The sequence below is a fragment of the Micromonospora coriariae genome (assembly GCF_900091455.1).
Classification (GTDB): Bacteria; Actinomycetota; Actinomycetes; order Mycobacteriales; family Micromonosporaceae; genus Micromonospora; species Micromonospora coriariae.
This window is the reverse complement of the sequence record NZ_LT607412.1, coordinates 4,899,967-4,914,657: the sequence shown is the minus strand read 5'-3', so window position 1 is coordinate 4,914,657 and position 14,691 is coordinate 4,899,967. Positions and strand designations below refer to the sequence as shown.

The window sequence follows — 14,691 nt, the reverse complement described above, 5'->3', positions numbered from 1 at the left end:
GCAGGCCGATCGCTCCCCCGACCGTCGCGTTGGCGGTCCGGGACCACTCCAGGTCGGGCGAGGTGGGGGTGACGGTGGCGACCAGCACCGCGGTACCGCCGGCTTGGGTCATCAGCGCACCGGTGCCGCGAGCCGCCGCAGCCACCGCCGCCGACAGGAAGACGATGACGCCCGTCTGCCACGGGCCGGTACCCAGGATTTCCACCAGCGTATCGCCGACGAAGATGCCGAGTAACACCCCGACGACCAGCTCCACGGTGCGTCGGGCCCGGTTGCCCAGTGCGGCGGCGATCACACCGACCGCTGCAGCCGGGGCGAAGGTCGGATCCTGGTTGCCCAGCAGCTCCCGGGCTGCCAGCCAGGCCAGGGTCGCGGCCAGGCCGGCCTGCGCCGACCACGATGAGGTACGTCTCCAACCGGCGGCGACCCGTCCGGCCAGCGTGCCGCAACCGGACCCGCAGTGCCGTCGTCACCGTGTGTCCGCCGGGAACCGCGTGGCCGGACATACCCGGCGCGGACGGTCGCGAACCTTCGCCGCTGTCATGCGGGATGGGCCATCGTGCCAGTGAGCGCGACAACGCCCGGCAGCCGGGTGTCCTGCCGGAGGAACTGCACCACCACCGGCACCGGCGAGCGCAGCACGCACCCGTAGGGCCGGTCCAGCCGTACCGCCGCAGGGTCGATCAGATCGTTGACCCGGACATGCCGGATGCGCCGGGCGCCGACCAGGATCCGGTACGGCCCGACCGGGTCCGCGTCCTCGTAGTAGATGTCCAGGTCGAGCTCGGCGTCCCGGTCGGTGGCGTTGAGTACGCAGAGCTGGTCGAAGCCGGTGAACTCCGGTTCCGGGCCGTGGTTGGGAAACGGCACGTGCCCGCCGGGTACCACCCAGGTCCGCGCGCCGATTTCCGGGATCACCGCTCCTCCAGCAGCCGGGTCTGGTCGGGGCTGAGGAACACCCCGTCCGGGTCGAGTCGGCGCCGCAGCGCCTGGAAGTCGTCCCAGCGGGGATAGAGGGGGCGCAGCTGGCGGGCGGTCAGCCAGTGTTTCTTGCCCCAGTGCGGCCGGCCGCCGTACTGCCGGAAGACCGCCTCCATGTCCCGGAAGTACTCCTCGTAGGGCAGCGAGGTGTTCTGAAGGCAGGCGATGGTGGTGGTGGGCCGGCCGTACGCGTTGCTGAGCCAGATGTCGTCGGCGGCGATGCTGCGCACCAGCACCCGCCATCCGGCCACCCGGCGGTGCTGTTCCCGGATCCGCCGCCGGACCTCGGCGAAGCAGGCCGGGAACGCCTCCGCCGGCAGCATGTACTCGATCTCCTCGAATCGCAGCTCGCGGTGCCGGGGGATGGTGCGGTGCGTCGGTCCGACCTGGACCTCGCGGGGCTGTGCCCACGGGTCCGACCTGGGCACCCGGGGCAGGGCCCAGACCTGCTGCTCGGGTGTCTCGTCGGCTCGGTTCATCACCCGGATCTGCGTTTGGTCGCTGCGTGGGTACCAGTAGAAGTCCATGTTGCGGTTGGTGTGCTGGAGCTCCGCGAGGTGGTCGAGGGTCCAGTCGATGGGGGCGCACCAGGACCGTCGGTGCAGGTCGTAGCGGGGCTGCACCTGGAGGGTGACCTGGGTGACCACGCCTAGGGCGCCGAGGGACAACCGCACCGCCGGCAGGAGTTCGGGGTTGCTGTCCGCGCCGATGTCCAGGATCTCGCCCGTGCCGGTGACCAGTCGGACGCCGGCCACCTGGGTGGACAGGTTCCCGAAGCGGAGGCCGGTGCCGTGGGTGCCGGTGGCGGTCGCCCCGGCGATCGACTGGTAGTCCACGTCGCCGAGGTTGTCCATCGCCAGACCGGCGTCGTACAGGCCCTCCCCCAGCGTCTTCAGCCTTGTGCCCGCCCACACCGTGGCCAGGTTGCCCCGGTCGGAGATCACTCCGGCCATCCGGTCCAGGCTGAGCAGGATCCCGTCGGTCCGGACCAGCGGGCTCGACGAGTGCCCCGAGCCCACCGGGCGGACCGGGGTTCCGTCCTGCCGGGCGCGCCGCACGAGGGCGCGGACCTCGTCCTCGTCGGCCGGTTCCGCGTACTCGGCGGGCGTGAAGGACAGGCTGCCGGACCAGTTGACGAACTCGTGTCCCACGACCCTTCTTCCCCCGACTGGACGCGGTGGCGTACCCACCGCCGCCGGGAGTATTCACCGGCATGACCGACCCGCCCGCACCGCCCACGCCCGGAGCCACCATGGCTGAGCTGGGCTGGGCCCAGCTGGCGCTGGTGGCCTGGCTGGCGACGGGACTGGCTACCGCGGCGGTCTTCGTCACCCGCGGCGGGCACCGCAACCTGCTCTGGTACCTCGTCGGCGGGCTGCCCGGCCCGCTGCTCGTCCCGATCGCCGTCGAGCGTGGTCGGGCCGCCCCGCAGCGGTTCGACGTCCGCTTCCGGGCGCCGGCACCCACCCGGCCCGGCCTGCGCGTGCTGGTCGGCCTGGACGGCTCACCCGACTCCGACCGGGCGCTGCGCGCCGTCGCCCACGCGCTGACCGGGACCACCAGCGAGCTGGTCCTGGTCACCGTCACCGACCCGGACCTGGTTGACCTTGAGGCGGACGCGGAGCGCCAGCGGGCCCGGCGGATGCTGGACGAGGTTGCCCGCACCCTGCCGGACGGGTTGGGCGACGCGAGCACGGAGATCGTGGCCGGCCACCCGGCCGACGCCATCCTGGCCGTCGCCGACGTCCGCGACGTGGACCTGCTGGTGATCGGGCGGCTGGGGCACGGGCTCGACGAGAAGCTGCTGGGCAACGTGGCGGAGGACCTGGCCCACGCAGCAGCCGCGCCGTCCTGCTCGGCAGCCTGCCCGGCCAGGAAGGGATCCTGCCCGGCCGGTTCGGGGCGTCGTGCCGCCGGGTGCGGGCGTCGTTTCCGCGCGGGAAGGGCGGGTAAACCGGGTCATCCGCACCCGGCGGAGCACCGACGGCGGGAGGAGCCCATGCCGGTCCTCGGCTTCCACGCCTCGCACGAGCAGTTCCCGCCGAGCGCGCTGCTGCGGCTGGTCGAGGCGGCCCGGGCGGCCGGTTTCACCCGCGCAATGTGCTCGGACCACTTCGCCCCGTTTGGGGCGGAGCAGGGCCACTCCGGGTTCGCCTGGTCCTGGCTGGGGGCGGCGCTGGCCCGTACCGACCTGCCGCTGGGCGTGGTGAACGCGCCCGGCCAGCGCTACCACCCGGCCATCGTCGCGCAGGCCGCGGCCACCCTGACGGAGATGTTCCCGGGTCGGTTCTGGCTCGCCCTCGGCAGCGGCCAGGCGCTCAACGAGCACATCACCGGCGCCCGGTGGCCGGCCACGCCGGAACGCAACGCCCGGCTGCGGGAGTGCGTGCAGGTGATCCGCGCCCTGTTCGCCGGCGAGTGCGTCGACCACAGGGGGCTGGTCACCGTCGACCGGGCGGTGCTGTGGTCGCGGCCGGCGCAGCCGCCACCGGTGTACGCGGCGGCGGTCACCCGGAGACCGCCCGCTGGGCGGGTTCCTGGGCGGACGGGCTGATCACCATCAACCAGGGCATCGACAGGGTACGGCAGGTGGTCGACGCGTACCGGGACGGCGGGGGTGGCGGGCCGGTGCTGCTGCAGGTGCACCTGTCCTGGGCCGCCGACGAGGAGACCGCCCTACGGGTGGCCCACGAGCAGTGGCGTACCGCCATCCTCGGCAGCGATCTCGGCTGGGACCTGGCCACCCCGGACGACTTCGCCGAGGCCACCGCCTACGTCCGCCCGGAGGACATGCGGGAGCACGTGCTGGTCTCCAGCGACACCGGCCGGCACACTCACTGGCTGCGCGAGTACGCTGACCTGGGCGTCGACGAGATCTACCTGCACCATGTCGGGCGGGACCAGGACGGATTCCTGGAGGTCTTCGGCTCCCGCGTGCTGCCGGAGCTGGTATGAGCTTCCCGCCCGTCGACTCGTACGCCTTCCTCTCCGACACCCACACCGCCGCGCTGGTCGCACCGGACGGGACGGTCGAATGGTTCTGCGTACCGCACTTCGAGGGTGACGCCGTCTTCGCCCGGTTGCTCGACCGACAGGTCGGCGGCGGTTCTCGCTCACCGTCGACGGCTGCCCGGCAGCGGCCCGCCGGTACCTGCCGGACACCCTGGTGCTACACAGCGAGTGCGACGGGCCGGGCGGCAGGGCCGTCGGCCGAGACTTCCTAGCCGTCGGGCCGGGCGACGCCGCGCAACCGATCCGGGCCGGCAAGGTACTGGTCCGCCAGGTGACGGCCGAGCGCGGTGTGGTGCGGCTGATGGTTCGGATCACCCCACGACCCGGCTTCGGCGCCGGGGCCACCGGCTGGACGCAGGTCGACGGCCGGTGGCACGCCTCCGGGGTTCCGCTGCGGGTCGGCGCGGACCTGCCGCTCGTCGCGGACGGGGCGGCGCTGACCGCCGAGGTGGAACTGCCCGCCGGCCGGACGGCCACCATCCTGCTCGACTACGGCGACGCCGCGGGGCCGGCGCCGGATCCGACCGGGCTGCTCGATCGGACCTGCCGCACCTGGCGGGACTGGTCCGGCCGCAGCGACTACGCCGGCTTCGCCGCCGAGGCCGTCCGGCGCAGCGCCCTGGTGCTGCGCGGCGTGTCGTTCGACGAGACCGGCGCCCTGCTGGCCGCCGCCACCACCGCGCTGCCCGAGGAGATCGGCGGGGTGCGGAACTGGGACTACCGGTTCACCTGGCACCGGGACGCTTCGCTGCTACTGCTCGCCCTGTTCCGACTCGGTCACGCCGAGGAGGGCCGGCGGTACCTGCACTTCCTGCTGGACATCTGCGCCACGCAGGCGGACCCGATCGCCCCGCTCGTCGGCATCCACGGCCACACCACCACCGAGCGGGAACTGCCGCACCTGTCCGGCTATGCCGACTCGCGACCGGTCCGCACCGGCAACGAGGCCGCCGACCAGGTCCAGTTCGACACCTACGGTCACATCCTCGACGCCGCGCTGGTCTACCAGCAGCTCACCGGCGACCTGACCGGCGACCAGTGGCGGCTGCTGCGGCGGCACGTCGACACCATGGCGCGGCGGTGGCGCGAACCCGACCACGGCACCTGGGAGATTCGCGGCCCCCGCCGGCACTACGTCAACTCGAAGGTGATGACCTGGGTCTGCCTCGACCGGGGCATCCGCCTGGCCGACCTGCTCGACGACCGCGCCGCCGCCGTCGACAGCTGGCGGCAGGCCCGCGACGACCTGCGCGCCGAGGTCCTCGACCGCGGCTACGACGACGCGGCGGGCAGCTTCGTGCTGGCGTACGGCTGCACTGATCTCGACGCGTCCCTGCTGCGGATCCCGCTGGTCGGCTTCCTCCCCGCTGACGACCCGCGGATGCTCGCCACCATCGACCGGATCCGGCAGCGACTCGCGATCGGCCCCGCCCTGATCCGCCGGTACCAGGCGGACGACGGGCTGCCCGGCGAGGAGGGGGCGTTCCTGCTCTGCTCGTTCGAACTGGTCTCCGCCCTCGTGCTGGCCGGCGAGCGAGACTCGGCACGGCAGCTCTTCAACCAACTCAGCGCATACGCGGGACCGCTCGGCTTCTACTCCGAACAACTCGCCGGCGACGGAACCGCCCTGGGCAATTATCCTCAGGCGTTCACCCACCTCGCCCTCATCGAGGCAGCGCTCAACCTGGACGCCGCCGGCGACCGCGACGCCCTGCACACCTGGGCCGAACGCGCCCGACCGGTGCCCGCCGGCCGGCCGGTCCCGCCACCACCACCCACGTGAGGCGCGACGTCGCCGAACGGCGCGGCGAGGCGTCCGTGACGCGGCGGACGTGTGCGGGGCCGACAACCGGGCGATGCGGAACAGGGTCTCTGCCCGCGCCAACCGGCAACCCCTCGCGCAGCGTGATGCCCTGCGGTACTCGGCGTCCTTACGTTCCCACCTGATCGGCGTCGGCGAAGACCACGATGTCGGCGACGACGATCTTGATCAGGGTGACGGTGATTGCCTCTTGTGATTCCGGAATCGGGGACGTGTGCACGTTGAGGTCGTGTACGAGGTGCCGGGTTGTCCGGCGAACCCGGAACGCGGCCGCCCGCCGGGCTTCGAGATCGTCGATCGCGTAGGACAGATCGCCCAGCGAGCTGGCAAGGTCGTCGAGGTGCGTCGCCGCCAGGCCCGGCGGTGGCTCGGCGACGCGGCGGGCGCGTTTCTGCTCTGCGGCTTCGCGGCAGCGCTCGCCGCCTTGAAGGCGGCGACCCGGTCGGGGTAAACCGATGGTTCGAGCGCAACCGAGCGGCGTGCGGGCCGCCGGGCCTCTACACCGAGGAGTACGACGTCGGCCAGCGGCAGTTGCGCGGCAACCTGCCGCAGGCGTTCGTGCATGCGCTGATGCTGGAAACGGCAGTGAGCCTAGGCCAGCCAACTCCTGTCGGTGAGGCGTGAGCGGCCGCGGGCACCGGCCGAACTCCGGCTGCGCCGAGCCCGCCGGCCGTGACGCTCCGGCGAGGCAGCCACCCGGCACCCGCCGGCAGCATTCCTCAGGGGTCCGCGTCGCCCACGCCGCCAGCGATCTCGGTGTGCGCTGGTACGAGGAACCGGCCGGTGCCGGTTCGCCGCGTGGATCGACGCAAGGAGGCGGATCAGCGGTTGACGGAACTCGGAACGAGGAGTGCCCGACGACGAGGACGTGAATCGGTTGCGGGAGCAGGCCGTCACCTGGGTGCGGCAGCTGAAGCCGTCGGCGAGGAGCACGTCAGTGTCCGCGGCGTCCCGCACGGCCGGCAGCAGAACTCGCTCGGCGCATGCCTCGGATACCTCGTAGTGTCCCTGTTCGAAACCGAAGTTGCCGGCCAGGCCGCAGCAGCCAGAGCAGGACGTCGGTCTGCACCCCGGCTGCGCGGAGCACGGCCTCGGAGTCCGGCTCGGCATCCTGATGAAAAAGTTACGAGCTTGAGGTTCCACCCATCTGCACCTGGTTCTCATCCTCGGTTTCGGCGCGGGTGGTGGCGGTGGGCAAGGCCTACTTACCGTGCCGGTAGCCCCGGAACTCGTACCGGTACAGTCCGGAGCCGTCAGCGTCGGGTCTCCCGCTCGCCGCGTCGATCAATAGCTCATAGACCATCGAGGTGCCTCTCCGCTGATGTGATCGCCCAGCGAGGTCTCCGGTGGCCGTCCCTGGAGTCGGCTCGACGTAGGTCGACGGCAGGTCCTGCTGAATCCGGCGGGTACCGTCGAGGGGCCCGCCCTGGAACTCTGCGATGACCGGCTGGTCCATGTGGTCAGTGTTGCATGTCGGCGTGACCGCGCAGACCCTTCGGCCGTATCACCGCCGCTCGGCAGGCGAACTGTCCTGCTGCCTGATCTCGTGTGCCGAATGCTATTGCTTGGCCGGCCCGCCCTGCGGCCAACAAGCGGAGCGGTGCCTGGATCCCGTGGCTGACGGACTCGCTGGAGATCGGCGTTGACCTGGCCACGAGACACCGGGCCGGCTTCACCGAACACCACACCCTCGACGATCGCCCGTAGCGCCGCGACCAGCAGGCCGCGCGGTGTCTCGATCGCTACCGGGTCGGGGCGTGCGCGCTGTCGCCCGCCGCGGCCAACATGTCCACGAGCTGGGCGGATCCTTCGACGGTCTCGTGGAGGCGTTTCTTGGCCACGAGGTTGCCGTCTTGGTCGACCAGGGCCACATCGTGATGCCGCTCAGCCCAGTCGATACCGCAGTACACCTGCACCTGTACTCCTTCGCGTGTCGGAGCTGGTTCGGATCCCTGGCGGGAACGCGCGGCGCCCTGATAACGAGACTCAATGGTCTTCCCTCCGATTGAGCCGTTCGCGATCCCAGCGACCCGCGCGGCTCCCGTCTCGCGTCAGAGCTCAAGGGCTCGCCTGTAGCGAGGTGTGTGCCGAGCCGGGCGGGCTCGAACCATGATCAGCATCGCTGTCCCGCCTGTGGTGCTACGACTTGGGCCAGCAGGTCGCCGATCTACCCAGAGGGATCACGTCCCGTGCTGTCCCACCGACGTCACCCGCTGGCCCAAGCCGCGCTGGACGGCACCACGCGCGGTCTTGCCGAAGGACTCGATGGTCCCGGCATTACCAGGCGTCGACGTGCCAAGTTACAAGCAGTGGCCCCGCCGTGCTCGTCTACGCGGAGGTCTCCGCAGACCCTGTCACATCCCAGGCGTCGACGGGCCGCTGCCGAACGACATCCATCCAGCCGCAGACGTCGTTTGCTCTTTATCAGCTGTCCCAGCCAGCCAAATATTGAATCTTGAGTGATGCTGACCGTCGGGGTGTCCGTTAGCGGAACCTGGAGGCGAACCGACAGGTTCTGCTCGACCTCGGGGTGCCGGCCGAACGGATCTACCTCGACCGGGGCTCGCCGCAGTGCGGCCTGGCGGCACCCCCTGGTGGTGTCCACGGCGAACGTCGCTTCACGCCGCCGCGGCCCCGGCAGTGTCCAGTATTCTCGGATTGATCCTGATTATCGCGGTTCAGGCGAGGCTGGAGGTGCCGGTCAGATGATTGAGTTTTTGCGGTCCCTGGTCGGCATCGGCGCGGACAACCTCAATCCCGGTCAGATGGCACTGCGGGCGGTCCTGACCTTCGTGGTGGCGGTGATCATCGTCCGTCTGGGCCACAAGCGGCTGTTCGGTAAGGGGACGGCGTTCGACCTCGTCGTGGCGATCATGTTCGGCTCCGTGATGAGCCGCGCCATCACGAACACCTTGGGGCTGCTCGCGATCTGGCTGGCCGGTTTCGTGCTCGTCATGTTGCATCGGCTGATGGCGGCCCTCGCGTACCGCCTCGACTGGTTCGGTCCGCTCGTCAAGGGTCATCCGGTGCTGCTGGTCAAGGACGGGCAGGCCGATCCTGCCGCGCTGCGCGACGCGCACATCTCCCGGATGGATCTCGACCAGGCGCTGCACGAGACGGGCAGCGAAAACGATCTCTCCCGGGTGCGGCTCGCCTACCTCGAACGGGACGGCACGATCAGCGTGATCCCGCGCCACGAGGGGCCCCGGATCCTCGAGGTGAGCCTCGACAAGGACGTTCAGGTGGTGCGGATCGCGGTGGAGTGACGCACCGGCGCTCCGCACGCCTGGTTCGAGCGTGCGCGGACCAGGCGGCTCAACCGTTCGGGTTGGCGGGGGCGGACTCACTGCGGCGCAGCACTGCTGCCGCAGGGAAGAGCAGCGCGAAGCCGGCGAGTGACGCCGCGATCACCATGACCAGGGTGTCGTTGTCGGTGAAGCCCTGGGTGGCCATTACCGTCGCCGCGGAGATGTTGCGCTGCGCGGTGCCGAGCCCGAGCACCTCGCGGGCATTGCGGTCTTTGCCGCCGAGCAGGAAACCGATCACGAACGCGCCGACGATCAGCAGCACGGGCGCCACGATCGCGCCCGTCGTGAACAGCTCGATGATCGTCGGGATGTTGGCCAGCGTGGTGCCCGCGACGAGCACCACCAGCGCGACGGTGGAGGCGTGGCGGACGACCGGCGTTGACCGCCGGGCCAGCGCGGGCCAGCGCGCGTGGACCAGCAGGCCCACGGCGAGGGGCAGCAGCATGGTGAGGACCAGCGGCACCGCGAGGGCGACGGCGGAGACGTCCGCCTCGGGCAGGACCCGGGGCACGACGATCGGCGCGTACAGGACGGTGAGGGGTAGCAGCAGCACCAGCAGCGTGGCGCTGAGCGCGACCTCGGCCTTGGCCAGTGCGGTCAGTTTGATCAGGAACGGTGCGCCGGCGGCCATCGCGACCAGGACCAGCCCGGCCGCCAGCGGGCGCTCGAGCGGCCAGACCCGGACGATGGCGAGCCCGAGGAGGGGGACCAGGACGAAGTTGGCCAGCAGCGCCCGCAGCAACTTCGACACGTCCCGCAGTGGGCTGAGGATCTCCCGGGCCGAGTGGGCGAACCCGACCGAGAGCATCGACGTCACGGCGAACACCAGGACCGCCAGGTTCGCCAGCCCGGACAGGACATCGCGCAGCATCATCACACCAGCTCAGTCCGGCTCGCTGTGCTCGGCCGTCGTCTCCGGCACGCCGGGGTGTTCCGGCGGGAAGGTCAGCAGCTCGGCGTCGATCCGCGTCCAGGTCGTGCGCAGGTCGTCCAGCAGTTCGGGATGGTGGTCGGCGATGTCCGCCTGCTCCCGGCCGTCGACCGTCACGTCGTACAGCAGGTGGAAGGGACCGGGGCGGCGCGGCCAGTTGCCCAGCACGGACCGGTCGCGGCGGTCGAACAGGTACTTGTACCGGCCGCGGCGCAGCGCCCCCTGGTTGGAGGTGCGCCAGAACAGGTCGTGCTCGGGGAAGTCGGCCCCGTCGACCAGCCACGGCAACAGGTTCACCCCGTCCAGCGGGTACCGCTCGTCCGAGGCCGTCCCGCCCGCGTCGATGAGCGTCGCGGTCAGGTCCAGGGTGTGAACCGCTTCGTCGGTGACCTGGCCGCTGGCCACGGCGGCCGGCCAGCGCAGGATCAGCGGCACCCGGATGCCACCCTCGGCGAGATCACCCTTCTCGCCTACGAGCGGCCAGTTCTTCGACCATCGCTCACCGCCGTTGTCGGAGGTGAAGACCACGATGGTCTGCTCGGCGCGTCCGGCCGCGGCGAGCGCGGCGAGCACCCTGCCGATGCCCGCGTCCATCTCCTCGACGAGCTCGGCGTACTTCGCCAGCGAGCCCCCGTCGGGATGGATCAGGGGGGTGGGCACCGACTGCCGACTGAACCTGCGCCGGATCTCCGCACCGACGTCGCGGTCGCCAGAGCTCTCCCAGGGCCAGTGCGGCGCGGTGTAGTTGAGCTGCGCGTAGAACGGGCCGGTGCGGTCCGCGGCGACGAACTCGGCCGCGCGGTCGGAGATCAGCGAGGTGTAGTAGCCCGCTTCCTCCACCGGGGTCTCTCCCTCGTACAGGTCGGCCTCGCCCGTGGTGTTGAGGTGCTCGAAGTAGTCGATCGCCCCGTCGAAGTTGCCGTAGAAGCTCTGGAAGCCGATGCGCAGTGGGCTGTACCAGGGCAACCAGCCGCAGTGCCACTTGCCGAACATGGCCGTCTCGTAGCCGGCGGCCAGCAGCAACGACGACAGGGTCGGCTGGTCGGCGGGAATCCCGTTGCCCTCCGCGCGCGTGGTCAGTGGCTCCTCCAGGCCCGCCTGCAGCCGGGTGGGGTAGCGCCCGGTGTAGAGCCCGATACGGGTCGACGAGCACCACGGCGAGCACGCGTAGCCGTGCCGGAACAGCAGGCCCGCCGCGGCCAGCCGGTCGAGGTTGGGGGTACGGATCTCTGTAGAGCCGTAACAGCCGAGATCCGCCCAACCCAGGTCGTCGGCCAGGATGAAGAGGATATTGGGCGGCTCGGGCGGTCGACCTCCGCCCGCCACCGTCCCCGTGCCACCTGCCGTCGCCATGCCCCCCTATACCTGTTCTTCGCGGCACCTAACGTCCCGCCGCACCGCAGATGCGGGCGCGGCCTGCGGCCGCGACTCCCGCGACGTCCGGAACCAGGCCGGCAACCCTCGAACACCGGCGCCCCGGCCCGCGCCGTTCTACCATCGGGTACCGGTCCTGCCCTTGACGACCGAACCGGACGGGACGGGAGGTGGGAATGCCATGGCCAGGGAGACCGAGAAGCAGCGCCTGGAGCGCAACTTCACCGACGAGTTGAAGGAGCTGCGCGTCGCACAGACGGGCGTGCAGATCCTCTTCGCCTTCCTGCTCACCCTGCCGTTCACCGCCGGATTCCCGCACGTGACCCCGTTCCAGCGCGACGCGTACCTCGTTGCGCTGGTGTCCGCCGCCGCCGCGACCGCACTGATCATCGCGCCGGTCGCGATGCACTCGGCGCTGTTCCGCCAGGCCCGCAAATCCGAGCTGGTCCGATACGCGCACCGGGTGTCCACCGGCGCGCTGGGCTTCCTGCTGATCGCCATGACCAGCGCGGTGCTGCTGATCACCGACTACGTGCTCCCCCGCGGCGTCGCCCTGCTGCTGTCCGCCATCACCGCGCTGGTCTTCCTGCTGCTCTGGGTGGGCCTGCCGCTCACCCGACGCGATTGGGGACGGGCGAGGTGACCGAACCCGCGCCCCCGCGCCGGCAGCTTTCGGAGGGGTACCGGCACGGCCAGCTGACCGCCCGCCCCACGGGGGTTCAGGTTAGAGTCCTGTCACCGCAGGTACGGATAGCGTGGGCGTGGGTGGTGAGCCACCGCTGCTGGCTGGTCAGCGGCAGCGTGAGGAAGCGGGATTTCGCCTGCTGCTGCTCGGGGGTCGGGGTCACCTGGCACGAACAGGCTGTCGTCGCCGACGGCCCAGGCGACGAGGAGTTGCGCCATGGGCCCGGCCGTAGTTTCCAGCCCGCAATCAACGGCAACGCTGGTCAACCGATCGGCGGCACGAGCGACACCGCCGCCCTGCGGTACCGGCTCTGACCAGAGTTGTCGGTGATTTTTCGCTGATTACTACTGGGAGGCCTGGTGATCCCTGCGCCGCCCTGGCGCTGATCGCCAACGCGGTCAGCGGTGGTCCAGGGCCTTGCTCATCGCGATACCGCAGCTGGGGGTTGGCGCCGGGCGCAGCATCTCCAGCCCGAATACCCGCTGCCCGTCTGCCAGCGCAGGCAGGTCCCGCTGCCGGTATGGCAACTCCGCATCGGCCGACGCTGCTCCGCCAGAGTGCGGTACATCCAATCGGCGCGCCCCTGGGGCGGAGCAGGCGGGGCGCGTGGCCGGCCGACGGTCGGGTGGGAGCGTTCAGTGGCCGGCGGCGGCACGGCGAACCAGGTGGCGTGCCTCGTCGCGTCGGACCCCGGTGGCCCGCAGCAGCTCGTTGGCGACGGTACGCAGCTGGGAGACCACGATCGTTCCGGAGAAGCGGATCTCCTGCCGGCACGCCTCCCCGGCGAGCCGCACCGCCGACAGCACCCGATGGCGGGCCTGGACTGGTTGCTTGCCGGCCAGGAATTCCCGGTGCAGCAGCCGCACTGCCGCGCCGTACTCTTCGATGGCGGCGGGTAGGTCCGGTGGCACCGGTTCGGCGTCGCGTAGCGCCGTGCCAGCGCGGCGGACCAGGGTCCGGGCGTGGCGGTACCGCACCCGACAGTGGTATCACCTCACGCTCCCCGCGTGATCTGCACCACAAGGGCACTCGACTGTCCAGATAAAGCAGGAACAACCGGTCGCGTCGGTGGGCGGCGCCGATGTCGGATGCTCTTAGGCACAGCCAGCTCGTGTCGTACCCGATCGAGGCCAGGTCGGCTTCGACGACGTCGAGTCCGCGTCGGAGGAGGGCGGCGACGTTCTCCACGAAGACGAGCGGCGGTCGAAGTACGCGAACGGCGTGGGCGACGCAGGTCCAGACGCTGGAGTGCTCGCCGCCAATGCCGGCGCGCTTGCCGGCATTGGAGATGTCCTGGCAGGGGAACCCGGCGGTGAGGATGTCGACAGGTTCGATGGTGTTCCAGTCGACGGTGCGGATGTCGCCGAGGTTGGGCACGTCGGGCCAGTGGTGGGCCAGGACGGTGCGGGCGTGCCGGTCGGTCTCGGCGTACCAGGTGAGCTGGCCGCCGAGCACCAGCTCGACGGCCAGGTCGAGTCCGCCGTATCCGGTGCACAGCGATCCGATTCGCGGTCCAGGCGCCAGCCCGGCAAGCTGGCCACTCACTCCACCTCCCGCATCCGCATCACGTCCAGTGGCTCGGTGTTGGCGCCGGGGCGCAGGCAGGGTGTGGCCCATCTGCTCACTGGCGGCCCTCCCGTAGCTCAGTGGGAGGCTGGGTCTTGGCGAACACGAGGACGTCTTCGTGTGCGATGAGGTGCATCGGGGTGCCCGCGGTGCGGGCCCGGCGGACCTGCTGAAGCTGGAAGAAGCTGGGTCGGGCGACGAGGTGCCCGTCGCGGACGGCCGCGAGGAGTGCGACGCACCGGTCGACCGGTGTCAGGCCTGCGCGGATCCCCGCACCGATGACCGCAGACGGCAGGTCGACCAGCTGCGCGTGCTTGCGCCAGGGCCGGGCGGTGACGACGACGACGCCGCCGGGACGCAGGAGTGTGTGGCAGCCGGCCAGGATCTGGGCGAACCCGTCGGCGAGGCCGGTGAGGTCGCGGTAGGCGAGGTTGCCTCGGTCGGTGCCGTCGTTGTAGGCGTTGTCGAACTTCGCCACTCCGTCGGCGCCGGGGCGGACCAGGCCGTGGACGGTCGGCCCGTACGGCGGCGAGGTCACCACGAGGGCGACCTGCCCGGCGAGGGCGGCGGGAACGAGGGACAGGATGCGGGTCGCGTCGCCGCGCATCACTGCCGCCCTACCGGTCGCCCCTTGGTGCTGGGCGTGGGTGATGTTGGCGTCGGCGATGTCGGACCAGCGGGACTCGTATTCGACGCCGATGGCGTCGCGGCCGGCGTGGATGGCCTCGACGAGGGTGGTGCCGATGCCGCACATCGGGTCGAGGACCAGGTCCCCCGGGTTGGTGTAGGCGGCGACGGCGTGGGCGGCGATCGCCGGCAGCATCCGGGCGGGGTGCTTTACCGATTCGGGCACGTAGCGGCCTCGGCGCTGTACCGGCCCGGTGCTCTGGGCGGTAGCCCACACCGACAGGCTCTCTGGCCCGGTCGGGTCCGGGTTTCGTCCGTCGTGATCCCGGTGGCGATCCTCGTGGGCGCGGTGCATGTCGCCAGCGCCCTCCGGCCGGACCGGCTC

General features: G+C 71.1%; 13 protein-coding genes and 5 pseudogenes. 8 read left to right on the top strand and 10 right to left on the bottom strand.

Annotation, left to right across the window (positions count from 1 at the left end; genetic code table 11):
• Nucleotides 1-55: 55 nt before the first annotated feature.
• The 3 genes and pseudogenes from GA0070607_RS33495 to GA0070607_RS22830 all read right to left on the bottom strand — a co-directional run.
• Nucleotides 56-340: pseudogene (locus GA0070607_RS33495) on the bottom strand (FUSC family protein); the annotation flags it as partial.
• A 200-nt stretch (nt 341-540) separates the two neighbouring features.
• Nucleotides 541-918: a sensory rhodopsin transducer gene (locus GA0070607_RS22835; RefSeq protein ID WP_089020017.1), complete on the bottom strand. Its 378-nt coding sequence runs from the start codon at nt 916-918 to the stop codon at nt 541-543.
• Complete coding sequence (locus GA0070607_RS22830; RefSeq protein WP_089020016.1) at nt 915-2,132, bottom strand: D-arabinono-1,4-lactone oxidase; 1,218 nt, start codon at nt 2,130-2,132, stop codon at nt 915-917. Before GA0070607_RS22830 ends, GA0070607_RS22835 begins: the two co-directional genes overlap by 4 nt.
• Nucleotides 2,133-2,194: 62 nt before the next feature.
• Here GA0070607_RS22830 and GA0070607_RS33995 point away from each other — a divergent pair, with 62 nt between their 5' ends.
• The 5 genes and pseudogenes from GA0070607_RS33995 to GA0070607_RS22810 form a co-directional block, all read left to right on the top strand.
• Complete coding sequence (locus GA0070607_RS33995; protein ID WP_331716429.1) at nt 2,195-3,535, top strand: LLM class flavin-dependent oxidoreductase; 1,341 nt, start codon at nt 2,195-2,197, stop codon at nt 3,533-3,535.
• Nucleotides 3,445-3,936, top strand: coding sequence for an LLM class flavin-dependent oxidoreductase (locus GA0070607_RS33990; protein ID WP_331716465.1), 492 nt, complete (start codon nt 3,445-3,447; stop codon nt 3,934-3,936). Before GA0070607_RS33995 ends, GA0070607_RS33990 begins: the two co-directional genes overlap by 91 nt.
• Entirely contained in the window at nt 3,933-4,205 is a 273-nt protein-coding gene (locus GA0070607_RS33015; RefSeq protein ID WP_197701118.1) for a trehalase-like domain-containing protein, read from the top strand. Before GA0070607_RS33990 ends, GA0070607_RS33015 begins: the two co-directional genes overlap by 4 nt.
• A gap of 59 nt (nt 4,206-4,264) precedes the next feature.
• Nucleotides 4,265-5,776 (top strand): glycoside hydrolase family 15 protein, encoded by a 1,512-nt coding sequence (locus GA0070607_RS22815; RefSeq protein WP_197701117.1) that lies wholly within the window; start codon nt 4,265-4,267, stop codon nt 5,774-5,776.
• Between the two features lie 382 nt (nt 5,777-6,158).
• Nucleotides 6,159-6,439 (top strand): annotated as a pseudogene (locus tag GA0070607_RS22810) (glycoside hydrolase family 15 protein); the annotation flags it as partial.
• Here GA0070607_RS22810 and GA0070607_RS34170 read toward each other — a convergent pair.
• A pseudogene (locus GA0070607_RS34170) lies at nt 6,407-6,908 on the bottom strand (hypothetical protein); the annotation flags it as partial. The pseudogenes GA0070607_RS22810 and GA0070607_RS34170 overlap by 33 nt on opposite strands.
• 608 nt (nt 6,909-7,516) lie before the next feature.
• Nucleotides 7,517-7,731: pseudogene (locus GA0070607_RS22800) on the bottom strand (IS110 family transposase); the annotation flags it as partial.
• A 681-nt stretch (nt 7,732-8,412) separates the two neighbouring features.
• Between GA0070607_RS22800 and GA0070607_RS22795 the strand changes: the two are divergent.
• A complete protein-coding gene (locus GA0070607_RS22795) occupies nt 8,413-9,081 on the top strand; it encodes a DUF421 domain-containing protein (protein WP_157743206.1) in 669 nt (222 codons plus the stop codon).
• Between the two features lie 49 nt (nt 9,082-9,130).
• On the opposite strand, the gene GA0070607_RS22790 is transcribed toward GA0070607_RS22795, so the two are convergent.
• Nucleotides 9,131-9,997, bottom strand: coding sequence for a bile acid:sodium symporter family protein (locus GA0070607_RS22790; protein WP_197701116.1), 867 nt, complete (start codon nt 9,995-9,997; stop codon nt 9,131-9,133).
• 9 nt (nt 9,998-10,006) lie between these two features.
• Entirely contained in the window at nt 10,007-11,407 is a 1,401-nt protein-coding gene (locus tag GA0070607_RS22785) for a sulfatase family protein (RefSeq protein ID WP_089020014.1), read from the bottom strand.
• A 202-nt stretch (nt 11,408-11,609) separates the two neighbouring features.
• On the opposite strand from GA0070607_RS22785, the gene GA0070607_RS22780 reads away from it, so the two are divergent.
• Together GA0070607_RS22780 and GA0070607_RS22775 are read left to right on the top strand one after the other, a co-directional pair.
• Nucleotides 11,610-12,071 (top strand): DUF6328 family protein, encoded by a 462-nt coding sequence (locus GA0070607_RS22780; RefSeq protein WP_089020013.1) that lies wholly within the window; start codon nt 11,610-11,612, stop codon nt 12,069-12,071.
• 122 nt (nt 12,072-12,193) lie between these two features.
• Nucleotides 12,194-12,427: a hypothetical protein gene (locus tag GA0070607_RS22775; protein ID WP_089020012.1), complete on the top strand. Its 234-nt coding sequence runs from the start codon at nt 12,194-12,196 to the stop codon at nt 12,425-12,427.
• A gap of 321 nt (nt 12,428-12,748) precedes the next feature.
• Here GA0070607_RS22775 and GA0070607_RS22770 read toward each other — a convergent pair whose 3' ends face one another.
• From GA0070607_RS22770 to GA0070607_RS22760, 3 genes and pseudogenes are all read right to left on the bottom strand, one after another.
• Entirely contained in the window at nt 12,749-13,090 is a 342-nt protein-coding gene (locus tag GA0070607_RS22770) for a hypothetical protein (RefSeq protein ID WP_231931238.1), read from the bottom strand.
• Nucleotides 13,091-13,169: 79 nt separating this feature from the next.
• Nucleotides 13,170-13,730 (bottom strand): annotated as a pseudogene (locus GA0070607_RS22765) (DNA cytosine methyltransferase); the annotation flags it as partial.
• Nucleotides 13,731-13,734: 4 nt separating this feature from the next.
• Entirely contained in the window at nt 13,735-14,661 is a 927-nt protein-coding gene (locus GA0070607_RS22760) for a DNA methyltransferase (protein ID WP_231931192.1), read from the bottom strand.
• Nucleotides 14,662-14,691: the final 30 nt, after the last annotated feature.